Origin of the sequence: Streptomyces sp. BR1 (genome assembly GCF_052373795.1) — a bacterium.
In the GTDB taxonomy this organism is placed as follows: Bacteria; Actinomycetota; Actinomycetes; order Streptomycetales; family Streptomycetaceae; genus Streptomyces.
In genome coordinates this window covers 412,051-431,271 of record NZ_CM126252.1, presented here as the reverse complement: position 1 = coordinate 431,271, position 19,221 = coordinate 412,051, and the positions used below count along the sequence as shown (strand labels likewise).

Annotated in this window: 18 protein-coding genes and 1 pseudogene; 9 read left to right on the top strand and 10 right to left on the bottom strand. The window is 69.6% G+C overall.

What is annotated here, in order from left to right:
* Positions 1–19: 19 nt before the first annotated feature.
* The 3 genes from ACT1U9_RS01965 (at position 20) to ACT1U9_RS01955 (ending at position 2,314) form a co-directional block, all read left to right on the top strand.
* On the top strand, positions 20–898 hold the full coding sequence (locus ACT1U9_RS01965; protein ID WP_444536613.1) for a hypothetical protein: 879 nt from the start codon (positions 20–22) through the stop codon (positions 896–898).
* A 102-nt stretch (positions 899–1,000) separates the two neighbouring features.
* Positions 1,001–1,225: a hypothetical protein gene (locus tag ACT1U9_RS01960; RefSeq protein ID WP_444536612.1), complete on the top strand. Its 225-nt coding sequence runs from the start codon at positions 1,001–1,003 to the stop codon at positions 1,223–1,225.
* A 228-nt stretch (positions 1,226–1,453) separates the two neighbouring features.
* Positions 1,454–2,314 carry a hypothetical protein gene (locus ACT1U9_RS01955; RefSeq protein WP_444536611.1) on the top strand — a complete coding sequence of 287 codons (861 nt, stop codon included), beginning with the start codon at positions 1,454–1,456 and terminating at the stop codon, positions 2,312–2,314.
* Positions 2,315–2,662: 348 nt separating this feature from the next.
* On the opposite strand, the gene ACT1U9_RS01950 is transcribed toward ACT1U9_RS01955, so the two are convergent.
* Complete coding sequence (locus ACT1U9_RS01950) at positions 2,663–2,887, bottom strand: hypothetical protein (protein ID WP_444536610.1); 225 nt, start codon at positions 2,885–2,887, stop codon at positions 2,663–2,665.
* A gap of 276 nt (positions 2,888–3,163) precedes the next feature.
* Here ACT1U9_RS01950 and ACT1U9_RS01945 point away from each other — a divergent pair, with 276 nt between their 5' ends.
* The 3 genes from ACT1U9_RS01945 (at position 3,164) to ACT1U9_RS01935 (ending at position 5,856) form a co-directional block, all read left to right on the top strand.
* Complete coding sequence (locus ACT1U9_RS01945; RefSeq protein WP_444536609.1) at positions 3,164–3,484, top strand: hypothetical protein; 321 nt, start codon at positions 3,164–3,166, stop codon at positions 3,482–3,484.
* A gap of 638 nt (positions 3,485–4,122) precedes the next feature.
* On the top strand, positions 4,123–5,295 hold the full coding sequence (locus ACT1U9_RS01940; protein WP_444536608.1) for a helix-turn-helix transcriptional regulator: 1,173 nt from the start codon (positions 4,123–4,125) through the stop codon (positions 5,293–5,295).
* Between the two features lie 294 nt (positions 5,296–5,589).
* Positions 5,590–5,856 carry a DUF7848 domain-containing protein gene (locus ACT1U9_RS01935; protein ID WP_444536607.1) on the top strand — a complete coding sequence of 89 codons (267 nt, stop codon included), beginning with the start codon at positions 5,590–5,592 and terminating at the stop codon, positions 5,854–5,856.
* Positions 5,857–5,997: 141 nt separating this feature from the next.
* Here the strand turns inward: ACT1U9_RS01935 and ACT1U9_RS01930 are convergent.
* Positions 5,998–6,138: pseudogene (locus ACT1U9_RS01930) on the bottom strand (LLM class flavin-dependent oxidoreductase); the annotation flags it as partial.
* Between the two features lie 48 nt (positions 6,139–6,186).
* Here ACT1U9_RS01930 and ACT1U9_RS01925 point away from each other — a divergent pair.
* Positions 6,187–6,675, top strand: coding sequence for a phosphatase domain-containing protein (locus tag ACT1U9_RS01925; RefSeq protein WP_444536606.1), 489 nt, complete (start codon positions 6,187–6,189; stop codon positions 6,673–6,675).
* 19 nt (positions 6,676–6,694) lie between these two features.
* On the opposite strand, the gene ACT1U9_RS01920 is transcribed toward ACT1U9_RS01925, so the two are convergent.
* Complete coding sequence (locus tag ACT1U9_RS01920) at positions 6,695–6,916, bottom strand: dodecin (protein ID WP_188272636.1); 222 nt, start codon at positions 6,914–6,916, stop codon at positions 6,695–6,697.
* 204 nt (positions 6,917–7,120) lie between these two features.
* On the opposite strand from ACT1U9_RS01920, the gene ACT1U9_RS01915 reads away from it, so the two are divergent.
* On the top strand, positions 7,121–8,374 hold the full coding sequence (locus tag ACT1U9_RS01915) for an extracellular solute-binding protein (RefSeq protein ID WP_444538982.1): 1,254 nt from the start codon (positions 7,121–7,123) through the stop codon (positions 8,372–8,374).
* Between the two features lie 17 nt (positions 8,375–8,391).
* On the opposite strand, the gene egtD is transcribed toward ACT1U9_RS01915, so the two are convergent.
* From egtD to ACT1U9_RS01880, 7 genes are all read right to left on the bottom strand, one after another.
* Complete coding sequence (egtD, locus tag ACT1U9_RS01910) at positions 8,392–9,366, bottom strand: L-histidine N(alpha)-methyltransferase (protein WP_444536605.1); 975 nt, start codon at positions 9,364–9,366, stop codon at positions 8,392–8,394.
* A complete protein-coding gene (gene egtC / locus ACT1U9_RS01905) occupies positions 9,339–10,118 on the bottom strand; it encodes an ergothioneine biosynthesis protein EgtC (protein ID WP_444536604.1) in 780 nt (259 codons plus the stop codon). Before egtC ends, egtD begins: the two co-directional genes overlap by 28 nt.
* Positions 10,118–11,449, bottom strand: coding sequence for an ergothioneine biosynthesis protein EgtB (egtB, locus tag ACT1U9_RS01900; protein WP_444536603.1), 1,332 nt, complete (start codon positions 11,447–11,449; stop codon positions 10,118–10,120). The genes egtC and egtB overlap by 1 nt, the downstream gene beginning before the upstream one ends.
* On the bottom strand, positions 11,446–12,699 hold the full coding sequence (gene egtA, locus ACT1U9_RS01895) for an ergothioneine biosynthesis glutamate--cysteine ligase EgtA (RefSeq protein ID WP_444536602.1): 1,254 nt from the start codon (positions 12,697–12,699) through the stop codon (positions 11,446–11,448). Before egtA ends, egtB begins: the two co-directional genes overlap by 4 nt.
* A 337-nt stretch (positions 12,700–13,036) precedes the next feature.
* Complete coding sequence (locus tag ACT1U9_RS01890) at positions 13,037–13,465, bottom strand: hypothetical protein (RefSeq protein WP_444536601.1); 429 nt, start codon at positions 13,463–13,465, stop codon at positions 13,037–13,039.
* 168 nt (positions 13,466–13,633) lie between these two features.
* Positions 13,634–16,306 (bottom strand): glycoside hydrolase family 2 protein, encoded by a 2,673-nt coding sequence (locus ACT1U9_RS01885; protein ID WP_444536600.1) that lies wholly within the window; start codon positions 16,304–16,306, stop codon positions 13,634–13,636.
* 140 nt (positions 16,307–16,446) lie between these two features.
* The gene (locus ACT1U9_RS01880; RefSeq protein ID WP_444536599.1) at positions 16,447–17,628 is read right to left on the bottom strand and encodes an ROK family transcriptional regulator; all 1,182 of its coding nucleotides are present in this window, start codon (positions 17,626–17,628) and stop codon (positions 16,447–16,449) included.
* A gap of 107 nt (positions 17,629–17,735) precedes the next feature.
* On the opposite strand from ACT1U9_RS01880, the gene ACT1U9_RS01875 reads away from it, so the two are divergent.
* Positions 17,736–19,184: an APC family permease gene (locus tag ACT1U9_RS01875; protein WP_444536598.1), complete on the top strand. Its 1,449-nt coding sequence runs from the start codon at positions 17,736–17,738 to the stop codon at positions 19,182–19,184.
* The last annotated feature ends 37 nt before the right edge of the window (positions 19,185–19,221 follow it).

Sequence of the window (19,221 nt, the reverse complement as noted above, 5' to 3'; positions counted from 1 at the left end):
GCCCTGAGACGGAGAGAACATGACCACCGAGACCCTTCCCGACATCCGCCCCCACTGCGCGCAGTGCGGCTCCCGTTTCACCCGGACGCCGGGGGCGGGACGGCCGCGCCGGTACTGCACGGACCGGTGCAGCAACATCGCGCGGGGTCGCGCGGCGCGTGCTGTCGTGCGCCGCAAGCCTGGCCCGAAGAGGATGGATGATCCGGCACACTGGCCGCCGCTGACCCTGTACGCGGCACGGCTGCGGTTCCTGGACCGGTTGTTGGACCTGCTGTGGCGGGTGGCCGACGAGGCCCTGTACGCGGCCGAGGACGCCCGCCTACGGGCCGCGATCACCGGTACCGGCCTCCGCGACCTGATGGAGTCTCCGCCGACCGGCTACGGCCATCCTCCGGCCACGAAGCGGGCGGACTCTCTCCTTGGCCCGGACGATGGTCGGTACGGCGTACCGCTGACTTCCCGTGAGCGCAACGCCGTTGATCGCCACGACCGCGAGCGGCGGGACGGAGAGACCCCGTACCGGCAGATCGGGTACGTGGTCGAGGAGTCGGAGTCGGACGCGGCGGCGGTGGGTGACCTGGCGTCGTCCGGCGTTGGCGTGCTGGGCAATTGGCAGTCACAGGAGCGCGGTTCGCGGAAGGACGAGATACGGGAGCACGAGGAATGGGCGCGGGCCCGTTGCGCTGATTGGCCGCGAGGGTTGGACGTTGGACGGACGATTCCGCGCGTCCGCTCCGCATCAGTTGCGACCCGGCGTCCCTGTAATCCGCCTGCAAGTAGCGCGATGGCGCGGAGGGGTGGGGGGTTCCGCATTCCGGTGCAGACGGCGACGACCACCCCGAAGGAGACGGCCGCGCTGGTTGCTGCATACCGTGCCCGGAATCAAGCCAGCGAGTAATTCCGCTGCGAAATCGTATAGGTGGAGGGCCCACCGGTGTGGAGAGATCCATGCCGGTGGGCCCTTTCGTTCGTTCCTAACTCCCTTACGAAAGAGGCCCCCATGTCTGACATCAACTTCCTTGAGACCCTGCGCGAGGACGCCGAGTTCGCTATCCGTCAGGTCCGCGCTGGCGTCGCTGGCCCGCTCGAAAGTGCCGACGCTCACAAGCTGTTCGCCGCTGATCTCCTGGCCGCTGGCGACGTTACCGGCGATGAGGCCGCCGAGAGTATCCGCACTGTGGTGCGTGATCTGAACGCCATCACTGACGCTCGCCGCAATGGCTGAGCCTGCCCGCCCTCCGACGCCTGCTGAGTGGGCGGAGCGGATTAGGGGCCAGCTCCTTAAGAGGTCTTCCCGGAAAGAGCTGTTGCTAATGCTCGGGCAGGTGCAGCGTGCCCACACCGACGCGGAACACCGCCCGGCTGCGGAGGACCTGGCCGCTAAGGCTCGTGCCGCTCGCTTCGGGCGCTGACTGCTGCGCCAAGTAACTGTATTTTGATTGGAGTTCAGCCCATGGCTGGAAACAAGTTTGAGATTGACAGCGTGGTCGCCGCCGCGCTGGGCCTGCTGTCTAGTAAGACCGTGCTTGGAGCGACGGTATTCCGAGACGCTGAGAGTTCCTTTACCGGGGGCCGTGGCGACACTGTGCGTGTCCGCATTCCAAAGGGCCGCACCGCCGCCAACTACAGCGGCACCACGAACTATGTCGACGTGGAAGAGGGAGCGGTCGAGGTCAAGCTGACCGACGAACCGACCGACGCCGCGAAGATTACAACCCGTCAGGGCTCCCTGGACGTAGCGAACTACGGCGCACAGGTGCTCGTGCCGCAGACTGATGCTGTGGCGAAGTACGTTGAGAAGAACCTGGCCAAGCTCCTGAACACGCAGTCCAAGGCCGCTGGTTCGACGGAGATTGACCCGGAGGCCGAGAGGCCGCTGTCCTGGATCACCAAGGCCGCTGCGGAGTTCACGAAGCGGGAGATTGACCACGCGGACCGATTCCTTGCTGTGGGCCCGGCAGTTCAGGAAATGCTCCTGAATGTCGAGCAGCTCCAGAAGGTCAATGAGGCGGGCGGGGATGACGCGCTGACTCAGGCTGAGATGGGCAAGCTGTTTGGCTTCCGTGTGGTTGTCTCGCCGTTCCTTGAGGGCGCTGTGGCTTACCACCGCACTGCGTTCGCCCTCGCGAACCGTGCGCCGTCCGCGTCCGAGGGGGCGGGTCATTCTGCCGGGCAGACCTATAACGGCTATGCGCTTCGCGTCACGAAGGACTTTGATGCCAGCGTCAAGTCCGATGTCTCCATTGTGGATTCGTTCTGCGGCTCGGCTGTGCTGGACGCTAACCGCATGATCGCTTTCAAGGTCAAGGCGTAAGGGTTCCCGGCGGGGGCCAACTGAGGGGGCGGGGTGCTGAATTGGTGCCCCGCCCTTTGCTGTTGGGGAGGGCTCGGCGGCGGGGCCGTCCAAATCGGGGGCGAGCAGCTACGGGGCCACGCCGATACCGGCGGGCCATGCACGGGAGTTGAGAGCATGACGAACCGAGCTTCTACATGTCGGCGCGCTGGCTGTACCCGGCTTGCACCGGGGGTGACTTACCGGCGGGACGGGCGACAGGTAACCCACCGCTATTGCGGCGGGCGGTGTCTGCACTGGGAGGGAATCGCGCGCACGGTGGTCAAGAGCGGGGCCGCGCCGGGGCGTTGCGCTGAGACTGACGCCCGTTCACTTGAGTATCTGGCCGAGGCTATCGACCTGGCTCACGGCTATGAGCAAATGCACCGCGAGGATTGGCAGTTGTTTACTGAGCTGCGCGACGCGTACGCGCGTGCCTGAGCTGAGCATCAGCGCGTTGGTGTTGCGTCGGTTGCGCGCGCTGTTGGCGAGAGTTCGCAATGCGCCGCGCAGCGTGCGCAGTTGAGTTGGGTCGTTGTGATCGCGTTGCGCCATTGTCGCGTTTGATCGCTCGCACGAAGTCGAGTTGATGTGTTGTCAGCGTCGCGCTCGCTGGCTGACTGCGCGTGCGTTCAGCGCTCGCGGCTCGCGGGTTGCCATCACTCATGGTGACCGAGAGGGCCCGGAGGGGGTGGGGGGTGACCCTCGATCCGGTGGCGATCCCGTCCGGCTGAGGATAGCGCGGCTCTCTGCGTGCCCGCATCGAGAACCATTTCCCACATCCAAGGCCCGCGTGGCCACTGTGAGTAACGAGCCCGAGGAGGGCATTTCATGATCGACATTGAGGCGCTGTCAGCCCTCTACGAGCTGGACGAGATCGACCGGACCATTCTGGAGACAGTGGCCGAACACCAGCGTATTGACGCAGAGTTGACCGCGCTGGCGACGGCCGAGGGGCTGACGCAGAAGACGCGGGACGGCATGAAGCTGCACCCCGCCGTTGCAGAGGCCCGGCGGCATCGCGTCGAGGCTTCGCGCCTACTGGCGTCGATCGTCCCCGACGAACAGGACAGTGGCGGGGGCGACCTGACGATGCATGACGCGCGCTCGGACTGGGCGCGTAAGGCCGCTGGCGCTCGGTGGGGGCACTGATGGCGAGGCGTAGGAAGCTGAGGCCCAGTCAGGATGTCGCTGGTGGGGCGTGCCCGGGGACCATGTGGACGTGCCGATGCCCCGAGCACCAGCGGGAGCAGGCCGAGCATGTGGCCGCGCTGTTCGCTGACGGGAGTACGCCCGGGGCTCGTGACGCTGCGAGCGGCAAGGGGTGGTCGGCGTGAAGCCCTGTTGCCGCTGTGGCCTATTCCTCCCGCCGGAGGGCTTCCACTGGATGCGCTCGAAGCGCTACCCGGAGGGCCGCCGCCCGGAGTGCCGCGACTGCCACAACACGGCGAGGCGCGAGAAGTACGGCACTGACCCGCAGTACCGGCGCGCGACTCTGGACCGTAATGCGGCGTGGGCGTCGCGCTTCCGCCGAGCATGACAAGGCCCCGAACCTTCCCCGCTGTGGGAGGTTCGGGGCCTATTTCTGTTGCGAGTTGGGGAACTGTCACGGTCGGGCCGGCAATCGTGACAGCCCTTGGAGGAGGGCGAGTTGGCGAGGCTCCCAAGACGCGGTGGAGCGCAACTCGACGTAGGGACATGCGGCGGCTCGGCGGGTCCGTCTCGCGCCCCGTTAGGCCGTCCGCCGGGGGCCCCTGCGCGGCGGCTATCGGCGGCGTACCCTGCGGGTTATGAGCACTATCGGGGCACGTGTGCGGGAGCTGCGCAAGCGCGCAGGGCTGACACAAGGCGAGCTTGCCAAGGCCGCCAAGGTGTCACGCCGGACGGTCGAGGACCTGGAGCAGGAACGGGGCAAGACGCCCCGCCTTGAGACCCTGCGCAAGCTGGCCGTGCCGCTGCGTACGACGACGACGTTTCTACAGGGTGACCGGTCCGAGGACGGCAACCCGGACGCGGCGACCGTGGACCGCTGGGCGGGCGTGCGCGGCGCGTTGCTGGGTCCGCCGCTCGACGTGGGCGAGCTGGACGCCCCGCCGACCGTGGAGGGCGTACGGGCGCTGCTGCGGGAGACGGAACCGCTGTTCGCGGGTGATCAGTTCGCGGCATTGGCTGTGATGCTGCCGCCGCTGCTGCGGGAGGCCGAGGCGCTGGGCCCGGAGGGCCGACGCGTCCGCGTGCGACTGTTGCAGCTCGCCGGGTGGCTCATGGTCCAGACACGGCAGTTCGAGGCCGCAGACGTGGCCTTGCACCGCGCGTTGGACGACTCGGCGGACAAGCTGGAGGGAGCGGCGACGGTCAACACGCTGTGCTGGCTGCTGCTGCGTCAGGGCAAGTTGGGCGCGGCCCGCGAGCTGGCCGTGAAGTGGGCCGATGATCTAGAGCCGCGTCTCTCCCGTGCGACCCCGGACGAACTGAGCGCGTGGGGCTGGGCGCTGCTGCGGGTGTCCGCTGCGAGCGTCCGCGACGGACGGCCGGGCGACGCTGCCGACGCGCTGCGCTTCGCTCACTCGGCGGCCGTGGCGCTGGGACGCGAACACGCCCCGGACGGCGATTTCCTGCGGACGTTCGGGCCCGTCACAGTGGCCATGAAGCGGGCCGAGAACGCATCTGTGGTCCAGCGGCCGGACGAGGTGTTGAGGCTGGCGGAGCGGGTACCCGCTGGTGGCCTGCGCCCGACGTCCAACAACTGGAACCGGCACCGGCTCGACGTGGCGAACGCCCATGTTGAGATGCGCAACTACGGTGACGCCGTGGCCAAGTTGGTGGAGATCCGCGACGAGTCGCCCGAGTGGCTGCCGAACCAGCGGTTCGCCGCTGACATCCTCTCCAAGGTGGTCAAGCGTCGCCGGACGTTGACGCCAGAGATGCGGGAGTTGTCGGCCGTGATGCGCCTGCCTGCGTAAATGTGAGTTCCGTTCGCTCGCTGCCCAAACTCCCAATTGAACAAGGCCCGTTGGGGGCGGACCGTCGTCAGGTAACGACCTGCGAGGGGACGGCGAGACGATGGCGACGACCGAGACGGACGCGCGGGGCTGGGAGTACACCACCTACGCCCCGGAGGGCGAGACGTGCCCCAGGTGCCGGAAGCAGATCAAGAGCCTTGACCGCTGCCGACGCGTCACGGCGGTCAGTACGTCGGGAGGGTCTACGGCTGCGTACTGGCATGTGGAGTGCTTCCGGGCCAGTCGGGGTGAGCTGTGACCCGCGCTGTCATCCGGCCCGTAAAGCACGCGATCGGTACGCACCCGCGCGGAGAGGTCACCGTGTCGGCACGCTGCTTGGACGGGGGCTGTACGTGGACGCTGGACGCGACGCCAGACCTGAAGGCCGCTGACCTCGCGATGATGAGCCACACCGGCCGCACAGGTCACCCGACGTTCGCCCGGAGGTACGAGGACGTGGCCCTTGTGCGCCGCCTGGAGCTGAACGAGGGAAAGCAGGAGATCCCGCCGCTTCCCGTCTGAGTCTCCCGCTCCCCATCGGCCGGTTCCCCGTGGCAGTGGTCCCCTGGTGGGGTGCGGGCATGGCCCCGGTTGGCGCTCCCCCCGTGCGCTGGCCGGGGCCTTTGACCTGCTGTTTTATGGGTAACAGGGTGTACGATCGGCCCAGAAGCGGTGGTAGCCGAGCCGTTCGGCCTCCTGGGCGAACGCCACGGTGTCCCGCAGGGCCTCGGGGCCGTCGTGTCCCGCGCGGATACGGGAGCGGTCCAGGACGGAGAAGCGCGTGGTCGCGATCACTGAGCTCACACAAGGTTCAACGTCTGTGCGGCGCCAGGATTCCCTAGGGTGGACCACATGACGCAAAACAGCAGGCCACTGGCCGTGTTCGACCTGGACGGCACCCTCGCGGACAGCGGGCACCGCCAGCACTTCCTGGAGGGCGCCAAACGCGACTGGAACGGCTTCTTCGCCGCCGCGCCCGCCGACCCGCCCCTGGAGCAGGGCGTGGCGCTCTGCCTCGCGGCCGCCGAGGAGTGCGAGGTCGTCTACCTCACCGGCAGGCCGGAGCGCTGCCGCGCGGACACCCGGACCTGGCTCGCCGGACAGGGGCTGCCCGAGGGCGCGATCCATATGCGCCCCAGCGCCGACCGCAGGCCCGCCCGCACCACCAAACTGGAGACCCTGCGCCGCCTCGGCCGCACCCGCGAGGTCCGGATGCTGGTGGACGACGACGAGCTCGTCTGCGACGCCGCCGAACGGGCGGGCTTCCGGGTCGTACGGGCGCGCTGGGCCACCGCGTCCGAGGCGCTGAAGGACGCGCAGGAGCGGGAGGGGCGGACCTGAACCTCGGCGGCTCGGGTGCTCACACCGCCTGGTTGTCGTCCAGCCTGAAGCCGACCTTCAGGCCCACCTGGTAGTGCTCGATCCGCCCGTTGGCGATCTGGCCGCGCACCTGCACGACCTCGAACCAGTCGAGGTTGTGCAGCGTTTGGGCCGCGCGGGCGACGCCGTTGCGGATGGCCTGGTCGACGCCCTCGGGGGAGGTGCCGACGATCTCGGTCACGCGGTACGTGTGGTTGGACATGGAGGTGCACTCCTCTTCGTCGCGTCCCTCCACCGTGCCCCACCTCGGCCCGCTTCGCGAGGCGTCGGCCGCCGCGTCGGTTCCGTAACGGGGCTTGACCGGACCATTGGTACAGACCAAAATCGGCCACACCCGAACCAGCCGACTGCGCTTCCCCCACGTCGGGTCATGACTGCCCGTGCCATGACGCAGAAGGTGACCGCCGTGAAGAACCGCTACCTCCATGCCCCCGTCGTGCTCGTCACGGCCCTCGCGCTCGGCGGCTGCGGCGCTCTGCCGGGGACGGGCGGGGACGGCACGACGACCGTCACCGTATGGCTGATGAAGGACAGCGCCTCGGATGACTTCGTCCAGCGGTTCACCCGGGACTTCGAGAAGGCGCACACCTCGGTCCGGCTGAACGTGAAGATCCAGGAGTGGACCGGCATCGGCCAGAAGGTGGGCGCCGCGCTCAAGTCGGGCGAGGCGCCCGACGTCATCGAGGTCGGCAACACCCAGGTCCCGCAGTACGCGGCGAGCGGCGGACTGCTCGACCTCACCCTTCAGTCGCTGCGCGACTGGGGCAGCAGGGACTGGCTGCCGGGCCTCGCCCAGCCGGGCAACGTCGACGGGGTGCAGTACGGCATCCCGTGGTACGCCGCGAACCGCGTGGTGATCTACAACAAGGACCTCTTCGGCGCGGCCGGCATCACCAAGCCGCCGACCACCCGCGCAGAGTGGCTGACGGACACCGACAAGCTCAACTCCGGTGGTACACAGGGGATTTACCTCGCCGGACAGGACTGGTACACGCTCTCCGGGTTCATCTGGGACGAGGGTGGTGAGCTCGCCCAGCAGAGCGCGGGCGACTGGACCGGCACCCTCGCCACGCCCGCCGCCCTGCGCGGCATGGCGTACTACAAGCAGCTCCAGGCGCTCGGGAACGGGCCGAAGAACGCCGACGAGGCGACGCCCCCGCAGGCCGAGGTCTTCGCCAAGGGCAAGGTCGCCCAGATCATCGCCGTCCCCGGCACCGCCAAGGCCATCCAGAAGGCGAACCCCGCGCTCGCCGACAAGCTCGGCTACTTCCCCGTACCGGGCAAGACCGCGTCCAAGCCCGGCGCGGTCTTCACCGGCGGCTCGGACCTGATCGTGCCCAAGCGCTCCGGGCACCGCACCGAGGCCGTCGAGGTCGTCAAGGAGCTGGTGAGCGCGAAGTGGCAGCAGGACCTCGCCGCGACCATGAGCTATGTGCCGAACAAGCCCGCCCTCGCGGCCGCCGTCGACGGTCAGGCGGGCACGGCCGCGATGGCCCGGGGCGCGGCCCAGGGCCGGGCCACGCCCAACTCGCCGCAGTGGGCCGCCGTCGAGGCCGACAACCCCATCAAGCCGTACATGACCGCCGTCCTCACGGGCAGCGACCCGAAGACGGCGGCCAGGACGGCCTCCTTGCGGATTACCGCGCTGCTGTTCCCGTGACCGGGTGGACGTCGGTACTAGTTCCCGAGGATCGCCAGCGACAGTGCGAACCGGCCGGCGGCGTCCGTCCACCAGTGCGTGGCCGTCAGACCGGCGGCCGCGAGCTCGGCCCGCACCCCCTCGCGGCGGAACTTCGCCGAGATCTCCGTACGCATCTCCTCACCCTCCTCGAAGCGTACGACGAGGTCCAACTCGGGTATTTTCACGGTGAGTTCGGCGCGCGCCCGCAGCCGCATCTCGATCCACTCGTGCTCGGCGTCCCAGCGCGCCACATGCGTGAAGTCGTCGAGGTCGAAGTCGGCGCCGAGCTCGCGGTCGATGACGGCGAGCACGTTCTTGTTGAACTCGGCCGTCACCCCGCTCGCGTCGTCGTACGCCCGGACCAGGACCGACTCGTCCTTCACCAGGTCCGTGCCGAGCAGGAAGCTGTCGCCGGGCGCCATCATCGCGGCGACCGAGGCCAGGAACTCCGCGCGCTCGGCGGGCAGCAGATTGCCGATCGTGCCGCCGAGGAAGACGACCAGGCGCGGCCCGGGAGTGGACGGCAGGTCGAGCGCCCGCGTGAAGTCGGCGATCAGCGCGTGCACGTCGAGCTTCGGACGCTCCTCGATGAGCGCCTTCGCCGCCCCCGTCAGCGCGCTCTCGCTGACGTCCACCGGGATGTACGTGAGCGGGTCCGGCAGCGCGTCGAGCAGCAGCCGGGTCTTCTCGGAGGAGCCCGAACCCAGCTCCACCAGGGTGCGGGCACCGGACGCGGCCGCGATCTCCACGGCCCGCTCGGCGAGGATCTCCCGCTCGGCGCGGGTCGGGTAGTACTCGTCGAGCCGGGTGATCTCCTCGAAGAGCTCGCTGCCCCGCGCGTCGTAGAACCACTTGGGCGGCAGGGTCTTGGGCGTACCGGTCAGCCCGTGCAGCACGTCGGCGCGCAGCGCCGCCCCGGTGGCGTCCTCGGGCAGGGTGCGGGTCAGCTGGAACGGGTGGAACTCGTGCACGAGGAAGGCTCCTTGAGGGGGGTCAGCAGAACATCGGTACGGGTCGCGGCCAGCAGGGTGCGGTCGGGGACCTCGTGCCAGTGCGGATCGTCGTCGTAGGGCTCGGAGGCGACCACCGTGCGGCGGCCCGGCTCGGCGAGGTACCACAGGGTGTCGCCCCAGGCCGTCGCCGTGATCGTCTCGCCGTCCGTGAGCAGCAGGTTCAGCCGGGATCCGGGAGCTGCCGCGTCGACCTCGGCGACCGTGTCGGCGAGCGCCTGGCCCATCTCGTCACCCGCCCGCAGCCGGTGCAGCACCAGCGCCCACACCAGCGCGGAGTCGCAGCGGGCCTCCAGGCTCAGCAGCTCCTCGGCGGGCAGCGCGGCGGCCAGTGGGGCCACCGAGCGGGGCCAGCCCTTGACCGCCCCGTTGTGGCTGAACAGCCAGGGCCCGGAGGCGAAGGGCGCTGCCGCCGCCTCGCCGTCCGCGCCCGGCTCGGTGGCGTCCCGTACGGCCGCGAGCAGCGCGCCGGTGCGCACCACCCGGGCGAGGTCCGCGAACGAGGGGTCGGCCCAGATGGGCCCGGAGCGGCGGTAGCGGCCCGGCACCGGGTCGCCCTCCGCGTACCAGCCGACGCCGAAACCGTCGGCGTTGACCGTCCCGTACCGCTGCCGGCGCGGCGCCCAGGACTGCCGGTACAGGCCGTGCGGCGGGCTCACCAGGAGCTCGCCGAGCGCCAGCGGCGGTCCGGCGTAGGCGATATGACGGCACATCAGGCATCCCTCGCGGTCCGGAACCCGGCGAAGATCTGGCGTCGCACCGGAAGGTCCCAGTTGCGGAAGGTGCCCCGGCACGCCACCTGGTCCACGGCGAACGAACCGCCGCGCAGCACCTTGTGGTCGGGCCCGAAGAACACCTCCGAGTACTCGCGGTAGGGGAAGGCGACGAAGCCGGGATACGGCATGAAGTCGCTCGACGTCCACTCCCACACGTCGCCGATCAACTGCCTTACGCCCAGCGGCGACTCACCGGCCGGATACGCGCCGACGGGAGCCGGGCGCAGATGGCGTTGGCCCAGGTTGGCGTGCTCGGTGGTGGGGTCGGCGTCGCCCCACGGATAGCGCCGGGAGCGGCCGGTGGCGGGGTCGTGCCGGGCCGCCTTCTCCCACTCCTCCTCGGTGGGCAGCCGCCGCCCCGCCCAGCGGGCGTAGGCGTCGGCCTCGTACCAGCTCACATGGAGCACCGGCTCGTCCAGCGGTACGGGCTCGGTCATCCCGAACCGGCGCCGCAGCCACTGCCCGCCCTCGCGGCGCCAGAACAGCGGCGCGGTGAGCTCGTGCCGGCGCACCATCGCCCAGCCCTTGGGGTCCCACCAGTGCTCGTCGGTGTAGCCGGCGTCCTCGATGAAGTGCAGATACGCGCCGCACGTCACCGGGGTGGTGTCCAGGTGGAAGGCGGGCACGATGCGGTGGTGCGCGGGCCGCTCGTTGTCCAGGGCCCAGGGCTCGGCGGAGGTGCCCATGGTGAACGGGCCGCCGGGGACAAGGACTTCGGCGGGTAGACCGGTGACGGACCCGCGCGGCGGCTCGGGCGCGGCGAGCGCGGCCGGGCCCTTGCGGAGCTGATGGGTGATCAGCATCGTCTCGTCGTGCTGCTGTTCATGCTGGGCGATCATCCCGAAGGCGAAGCCCGCGTCGACCAGACGTGGACCGCCCTCCAGCGGGGTGGACTCCAGCACGTCCAGCGCCCGGCCGCGTACATCGGCGGCGTAGCGGCGCGCCTCGGCGGGGGAGAGCAGCGGCAGTGAGGTCCGGGTGGCGCGCGGGTGCTCGAAAGCGTCGTACAGCGAGTCGATCTCCGGGTGTATCGCCTCGCGCCCGGCGACGGCCCGCAGCAGCCACTGTTCCTCCTGGTTGCCGATGTGCGCCAGGTCCCACACCAGCGGGGACATCAGCGGCGAGTGCTGGGCGGTGAGGTCGTGGTCGTCGACGCAGGAGGTGAGCGTGGCGGTGCGCGCCCGGGCGGTCGTGAGCGCCGCCATGGCGCGCTTCCGGAGCGCTTCCGGATCGGTCAGGTCCGCTCCGGTCGATTCGGGGGCGGTCATGAGTGGTGGTCCTTCCCAGGGGCGAGCGCGGCGAAGTCGTCCGCGGGACTGAGGCCCCGTGCGACATAGCGGTCCATGAACGCGGCGACGGCCCCGCTGACCTCGGCGGTGGCACCGAGCCGGGGCAGCGCGTCGAGCGCGGCCGCGAAGCAGAGCTCGGCCGCCTCCCGCAGCTCGGCGTCCGCGAGCCCCCAGCGGGCCGCGTCGGCCCAGAGCGGATTGCGCGGCGCGGGCAGTGAACCAGCTCGCTCCGCAAGCGACTTGACGGTCCGGTAGGCGGTCTCGGCGGCCGCCGGGTCGTCGAAGAGCGCGGTGGTCACGGCGAGCGGCACGATCCAGCCGTCCTCGCCCGGCTGCGCGTCGATCATGCGCAGCTCCAGATGGCCGCGCGGCCGGACCGGCGGGAACAGCGTGGTCAGGTGGTAGTCGAGGTCTTCGCGAGTGGGTCTGCGCGGGACGCCCGTGCGCAGCCACTCACGGAAGGTGAGCCCGTCCGGCGCGGTCCACGGGCCCTCCTCGGTGCGTAGGCACATCACCGGCGCGTCCAGGACATGCGCGGCCCAGGCGGCCCGGGGCTCGGCGTCCAGCGGCGGCGCGAGCGCGCGCACGGGGTCGATCTCCGTCCACACCTCCTGCCGGGAGGACCGCAGACCGGTGCGTCTGCCCTGCCGGTACGGGGAGTTGGCGAACGCGGCCACCAGGACCGCGCCCAGCAGATGCGCCAGCCGCCAGCGGCGCCCGTATCCGAGCGGCCCCGGCTCCTCGTGCCCGGCATCCAAACAGACCTGGACCGAGGCGGAGGAGCACATCATGGCGCGCCCGGCCGGTCCCGTCCGGTCGAAGTGGGCTTCCATGGTGTCGTACCGGGGGTCGTGCAGAAACCGGCGCGGCGGCTGCCACGGTTCCTGGCCGAGTCCGGTGAGTGTGAGGTCCCTGGTGCGCAGCGCGCTCCGGACAGCCGTCAGATCGGCCGATACGGAGTCGACGCACTCCATGAGGTTCGTGGCGGGCAGCGAGCTGAGCTCCAGCTGGCCGCCGGGTTCGACGGTGAGTGCCGACCGCAGGGACAGCGCTCTCAACGAGTCGTAGGCGTCGGCGAGTCGATGGTGCGGGACAGGGGTCCGGGGGTCGTGCAGATCATGGACGAGCCACTCCACTTCCACCCCTACGTAGCGGGGTGGTCCTGTCTTGAAGCAGATACATCGAAGCAGATCGTCCGCTTCCGTTTCGGTGAATTGCCTTGTCAGCATGGTCGATTCCCCAACTCCGGGGCTCTTTCGGTGCACTGTCCCACCTAAGCCACTGCCGTCTTCTCGCACAAGAGTGCCCATCCGGACGGAAAGTATGTTGCGGGAGTGTTGTCCCGGCGTCAACGATGCTAGATATGAGTGCACGACTGCGCGACCTCGCGCGCCACGCCCGAGACCGGCAACACCAGCGTATGTGCGGTGACCGTCGAGGGCAGCTTGAGAGGTCGAACGGGTGATCGAATAATTGCTACTGGTCGGTAGGGTCGGGGCGCGTGGAGCCCCCGCCCGGGAATGGGGTGCCGGGCGGGGGTGTCGGTTCAGTGTCGCGCGGGGTGCGTCAGCTCCAAGTGGCCCACGCCTTGATGGTGTGCGGCTTGCCGCTCAGCTTGACGCGCAGGTAGTACGCGTTCCCCGGGGCGACGACCCTCGAAACCGACACGATCTGGCCGGTGCAGTAGCGCCAGTCGGACTCGTTCATGACGTGCTTGTCCTTGGTGCGGACGATCTGCACCTTTACCTGGGTGCCGTCGCCCCCGTTCCAGCACTGCGCGAAACCGGTCATGTTCTGGCCGCTGGGCACGAAGTCGGCCGTCGGCCAGTACTTCGTGGGGCCGTGGGTGTACGGACCCCACTGTCCCCTCGACAGCGCCGTCACCGAGGTGGTGGCCTTGTGGGCCGGGGCTGCGGTGGCCGCCGTCGTGGCCGCCAGGCTGCCGCCCAGCGCCACGGCCGCGGCCGCCACGGCGACGCTCTTGCGTACATGCATGGTCGTTCCCCCTTGATGTTCTCCAGGTTTGATCCTGTCGGCCGAACTGCGGCCGGGGAGAACGCTATTGACCATGCCGCCCACGATCGTCAAACCTCCGGTTGAACCACGGTCAACCCTCGCGGTACGCATATGCCGATCTCCAACCGCAGCCGTAGACCCGGTGGTTCAGCCTGGAATCGTGGTCGTCGGGGTGTTCCAGCCGGAGATGCGCAGGTGGGGCGTGGAAGTGTGCAGGTCGGCCGTGCGGTAGGTGGCGGTGAGGGTGGTCGACTCACCGGGCCAGAGCGTGACCTGGTTGTCGGTCCACCGCACCGGCAGGACCGGGGTTCCCTTCGCGTCGACGAGGTGGACATCGGTGAGCAGCGCCGGCGTGCGGCCCGAGCCGGTGTTCCGCAGTGTGACCGTGGTCGTGGAGCAGCCGTCGGCGGTGGTGGTGGCCGCCGACGCGCTGACCTGGGCCTGCGCCATCGAGCCGAGGCCCTTGAGGTCGGCGTAGGCCGTGGTCGGGGTGTGGAACCAGTCGGTGTGCGCGTAGTCGAGGACGTCCGCCCTGGTGGAGAGCCAGTACACATTGCGCCCGACCTCGTGGCCCGCGCCGTCGGTGAGCAGCAGCCGGGCCAGATACGTGGTGGAAAGCCCGCTCACCGTCGCCGGAACGGTGAGCGCGGTCGTCCTCGCCCCGTCGCCGCCCACGCTCACACCCGTGACCGTCCTGTCGTACTTCTGCGTCCCGTCGGTGTTGAAGAGCGTCACCCGGGCGGTGAGCCCCGAGGCGGCGGTGTGCCGGGCGTTCACCACGGCCACCGAGCGGTCGTCGTAGGAGTACTGGATATGCAGCGGCTCGTTGGCCTTCTTGGCGCCGAAGTAGGCACCGCCCTGGTCGAGGTAACGGTCCATCAACTGCCAGTGCAGCGAGGTCCAGCCACTGTTGAACATCCAGTAGACGACCCCGGTCGCGGGTTTGGCGGCGTCCTTCGCGTTGCGGCCGTACGCCTCGTACTGCGCGCGCACGTTCTCGTACTGGGCGAGCTGCGCCTTGCGTACGTAGTCGTCGAGGCCGGTGGGTGCGCCGTAGCGGCCGGTCAGGGCGTCGTCGTACAGCTTGAGGGTGGCGAAGGTGGACGAGGGGGAGCGGTGGTACTGCTTGGCCGACGGGTTCTTCCAGAGGGTGTCCAGCTCGGCCGGTGACATCATGCGGCGCAGGGTGTCGAGGGTGGGGATGTCGGGGCCCGCGCTGGTCTCGGAGTTGAAGCCGGTGGCTCCGCCTTCCTGCTTGTTGTACCAGTAGTTCGGCGGCACCCAGTCGTACGGGCCCGTCATCTTCATGCCCGAACTGCCGCTGATGGGCGAAGAGTTGTCGGATGCGGCGGCCACTACCGGCGTCGCCCAGTCGGCCGCCGTGAGGGCGTCCACGTATGTCTTCTCGATCGTCTTGTCGGGGGCGAAGTCGCTGCCGATGAGGAACGAGACGACGCTCGGGTGGTCGCGCAATCGTGCTGCTTCGGCCGACATCGACGCCTTGGCGATCGGATAGTCGGCGGGAGTCCACTTGTCGCCCGGCTCACTGCCGTTGACCTGCCCCTCCCACTTGTCGCAGCACTCCCACCCCGGCAACGTGAGAATGCCGTACCGGTCGGCGAGGTCGAAGAACTCGTCCGGCTCGATGTGCCCTTCCAGGCGGATGGTGTTGAGGCCCAGATCCAGCGCGTAGCGCAGCCGGTCCGCCACATAGGTCTGGTCCCAGCGCAGATACTCGTCCGGGGACCAACCGCCTCCCTTGATGAGCAGCGGGCGGCCGTTGATCGAATACTGGCGGGCCCCGTCGGCGTTGAGCGGCGCCTTCACATCCCGGATGCCAAACGTTTCGTGCGCGGTGTCGGACGCGGTGCCGGAGACGGACGCGGTCAGGTTGAGGTCGTACAGCGCCTGGTCGCCCATACCGGCGGGCCACCACACGCGCGGCGCGGTGAGGTGGAGTTGGGGGTATGAAGCGGGAGCGAAGGAGACGTACTTCGTCTCGTGTGCGGCCAGCGTCACGTCCTGGCTGAAGGAGACCGGGCCGATCGTGCCGGAGACCGTGGTGGTCACCGCGCTCGCCGAGTCATTGCGGGCCTGCGCCTTCACCGTCAGATCGGCCGTCGCGAGCGAGGGCACGGCGAGGGAGGTGACGACATGCGCGTCGCGCAGCGCGACCGGCCCGCCGCGCCGCACCAGCACATCGCGGACGATCCCCATGTTCTGGTCAGGCGGCGGTTGCAGCCAGTCGATCCACCCCATGGTGAGGTTCTTGTTCGGCTCGTTGGGCTGGATCCGGAAGGCGACGGTGTTGGCGCCCTGTCTCACCAGGCCGGTGATGTCGAGCTCATGGTGGGTGTACGCACCGGCGACCGCGCCCTTGTCCGCTGCCTGACGGCCGTTGACGTATACGTCGGCGGCGGAGACGACCCCGCTGAAGTCGAGATACGTACGGGAGGAGGTGTCCGCGACGGTGAAGTCCGAGCGGTACCACCACGGGACGGTGAAATCCGCCGCCGGGATGTTCTTCTGGTTGGTGGAGTAGAACGGGTCCGCGTACTTGCCGTCGGCGAGCAGCGCCGCGAGGACGGTGGAGCGCGACCCGGCGGGGTACCAACCGGTCGTGGGGTAGCCCGGGCTCGATACGGCGGCCGGGGAGTCGGTGACCTTGGCGGTGGACTGGATGGCGTAGCCGGAGAGCGGGGTCGCGGAGGGCGCAACTGGCGTACGGGACACGGTGGTTGCCGACGACACGCCGGAAGTGAGCCCGAGGGCGAGGCCGAGCGCGGCGAGAAGGTGAAGGGGGCGGTGACGGTAGAACACGGTGGTCTCCCGACAGCTCAAGGTATCAAGTTAGGAAGCCTTACTAACCCGCTTCCGAAGCTAGAGATATGAGCGAACCATGTCAACGAGGCGTGGGGCGCGCCGAGTCGGCGCGTCGATCGCCCACGGTCGCGCGCCGCTCAGTGGCCGTGCGAGCGGCTGCGCCGCTCAAAGGTCACGTCCCGCGCCGTCCCGAGCGCCGTCGCCACCGCGCCCATCAGTACGGAGTCCTCGCCGAGCGAGCTCGGCGCCACCTTCGGGCGCAGCGGGGTCAGGGTGCGCAGCGTCTCCCGCACGGTCCGCAGCAGCAGATCCGCGCTGTGGCCGACACCTCCGCCGAGCACGACCAGATCCGGGTCGAGCACCGCCGCGACCGCCGCGACGGTGTGGGCCAGGCGCTCGCCCTCCAGCTCGACCGCCTTGACCGCGGCCGGATCCCCGGCCCGCGCGGCCTCGAAGACGTCCTTCGCGCTCAGCGGTCCCGCCATCCCGTGCGAGCGCGCGGCCGCCACCACGGCGTCCCCGGAGACCGCGTCCTCCAGCGTGTCGGCACCGCGCCGGCCCGGCCAGGGCAGGAAGCCGATCTCACCGGCACCGCCGTGCGCGCCCGTGAACAACCGGCCCTCGCTGACCACGCCCATACCGAGCCCGGTGCCGATCATCACGTACACGAAGAGGCGGCTGCCCGCCCCGACGCCGAACGCGTACTCACCGAGCGCGGCGAGATTGGCGTCGTTGTGGACCGCCAGCGGCATCCCGAGTCCGTCGCGCATCCGGTCGAACAGGCCCGGGCGGCCCCACCCGGGCAGATGCTGCGCGTACCGCACCCGCCGCTTCTCGGCGTCGTACACGCCGGGTGTGCCGACGACGGCCTGGGCGACCTTGTCCGCGTCGACGCCGGAACCCGCGACCAGCTGATGGGCGGTGGTGACGACGAGGTCGGCCATGGTGTTCGAGGTGCGGGCCTGGTTGCGGACCTCGGAGCGGGCCACCACCGTGCCGTCCAGATCGGCGAGCGCGACCCGCAGCCAGGCCCGGCCGATGTCGATGCCGAGCGCGTACCCGGCGGTCGGGTCGGGGGCGTAGAGCACGGCCGAGCGGCCGCGTTCGGGGATGTGCGTACCCGCCTCACGGACCAGTCCGGCGGCCTCAAGTCCGGCAAGGGCGCTGGAGACGGTGGGCTTGGACAGGCCGGTCTCGCGGGCGAGTTGGGCGCGCGAGGCCGGGCCGCCGGAGCGCAGCCGGTCCAGGAGCAGACGTTCGTTGCCGCTGCGCTGGCGCTGGGGGTTCCAGGGCCGCTCACCCTCGTCGCTGCTGGTCATCGCAACATTGTCACGCATCGGTCCCGACCGCTTCCTGCCGACCTCTTGACGCTCAAAGTAAAGGTACTTAACTTGAGCACGCCCCGCGCCGACCAGGGAGGCCCCTCGTGTCCGGATCCCCGCCCCCGACCGGCGGTTTCGTCCGCCGTATCGGACTCTTCCAGGCCACCGCCATCAACATGAGCCAGATGTGCGGCATCGGCCCGTTCGTCACCATCCCGCTGATGGTCACCGCCTTCGGCGGGCCGCAAGCCGTCATCGGGTTCGTCGCCGGTGCGGTGCTCGCGCTGGCCGACGGTCTCATCTGGGCCGAACTCGGCGCCTCGCTGCCCGGCTCCGGCGGCAGTTACGTCTATCTGCGCCAGGCCTTCCAGTACCGCAGCGGGCGCCTGATGCCGTTCCTGTTCGTATGGACGGCGATGCTGTTCATCCCACTGATCATGTCCACCGGCGTGGTCGGCTTCGTGCAGTACCTCGGCTATCTCGCCCCGCACATGAGCGACACCACCGGCGACCTCGTCGGACTCGGCATGATCGCGCTGGTCGTGCTGCTGCTGTGGCGCGGCATCGAGAACATCGCGCGGCTCACCGCCGTCATGTGGGCCGTGATGATCGCCTCGGTGGCCCTGGTCATCGTCGCCGCCGCCACCGACTTCAGCCCCCACCGCGCCTTCACCTACCCGGCGCACGCCTTCGAGCTCACCGGCAGCCACTTCTGGCTCGGCTTCGCCGCGGGCCTCACCATCGGCATCTACGACTACCTCGGCTACAACACCACCGCGTACATGGGCGCCGAGATCAAGAACCCCGGCCGCAACCTGCCGCGCTCCATCATCTACTCCATCGTCGGCATCATGGCGATCTATCTGCTCCTCCAGATCGGCACCCTCGGCGTCATCGACTGGAAGCGGATGACCGACCCCGGCGACATCGCCTCGACCTCGGTCGCCTCCGCCGTGCTGGAGGAGACCTGGGGCAAGGGCGCCGCCGACGTCGTCACCGTCCTCATCCTCGTCACGGCCTTCGCCTCGGTCTTCACCGGACTGCTCGGCGGCTCGCGGGTGCCCTACGACGCGGCCCGCGAACGCGTCTTCTTCCGCCCGTACGCCACACTCCACGCCAAACACCGCTTCCCGACGCTTGGCCTGGCCACCATGGGCGTCATCACGGCCGTCGGCTTCCTCATCGGCCGCCACACCGACCTGGCCACCCTCATCCAACTGCTCACCACGGTGATGGTGTTGGTCCAGGCCCTCGCGCAGATCGCCGCGGTGACGGTCCTGCGCAAACGGCAGCCCACCCTGCGCCGCCCGTACAAGATGTGGCTCTACCCGCTGCCGAGCCTGGTCGCGCTCGTCGGCTGGCTGGTGATCTACGGGTACGCCGACAAGAACTCGCCGGGCCGCCACCCCATCGAATGGTCGCTGGCCTGGCTCGCGCTCGGGTGCGTCGCGTTCGTGGTGTGGGCGCGCTTGGAGAAGGTGTGGCCGTTCGGGCCGCACGAGGTGCGCGAGGAGTACGTGGAGAACCCGGTCGCGGACGAGGTGAGCGCCTGACGTACGTACGTGAGTGGCCCCCGCCGCACAGTCGACG

Excerpts from the sequence above, each read along its gene's own strand:
- ACT1U9_RS01965 (WP_444536613.1), top strand. The coding sequence starts at position 20 with ATGACCACCGAGACCCTTCCCGACATCCGCCCCCACTGCGCGCAGTGC.
- ACT1U9_RS01960 (WP_444536612.1), top strand. The coding sequence starts at position 1,001 with ATGTCTGACATCAACTTCCTTGAGACCCTGCGCGAGGACGCCGAGTTC.
- ACT1U9_RS01955 (WP_444536611.1), top strand. The coding sequence starts at position 1,454 with ATGGCTGGAAACAAGTTTGAGATTGACAGCGTGGTCGCCGCCGCGCTG.
- ACT1U9_RS01950 (WP_444536610.1), bottom strand. The coding sequence starts at position 2,887 with ATGGCGCAACGCGATCACAACGACCCAACTCAACTGCGCACGCTGCGC.
- ACT1U9_RS01945 (WP_444536609.1), top strand. The coding sequence starts at position 3,164 with ATGATCGACATTGAGGCGCTGTCAGCCCTCTACGAGCTGGACGAGATC.
- ACT1U9_RS01940 (WP_444536608.1), top strand. The coding sequence starts at position 4,123 with ATGAGCACTATCGGGGCACGTGTGCGGGAGCTGCGCAAGCGCGCAGGG.
- ACT1U9_RS01925 (WP_444536606.1), top strand. The coding sequence starts at position 6,187 with ATGACGCAAAACAGCAGGCCACTGGCCGTGTTCGACCTGGACGGCACC.
- ACT1U9_RS01920 (WP_188272636.1), bottom strand. The coding sequence starts at position 6,916 with ATGTCCAACCACACGTACCGCGTGACCGAGATCGTCGGCACCTCCCCC.
- egtC (WP_444536604.1), bottom strand. The coding sequence starts at position 10,118 with ATGTGCCGTCATATCGCCTACGCCGGACCGCCGCTGGCGCTCGGCGAG.
- egtB (WP_444536603.1), bottom strand. The coding sequence starts at position 11,449 with ATGACCGCCCCCGAATCGACCGGAGCGGACCTGACCGATCCGGAAGCG.
- egtA (WP_444536602.1), bottom strand. The coding sequence starts at position 12,699 with ATGCTGACAAGGCAATTCACCGAAACGGAAGCGGACGATCTGCTTCGA.
- ACT1U9_RS01890 (WP_444536601.1), bottom strand. The coding sequence starts at position 13,465 with ATGCATGTACGCAAGAGCGTCGCCGTGGCGGCCGCGGCCGTGGCGCTG.
- ACT1U9_RS01880 (WP_444536599.1), bottom strand. The coding sequence starts at position 17,628 with ATGACCAGCAGCGACGAGGGTGAGCGGCCCTGGAACCCCCAGCGCCAG.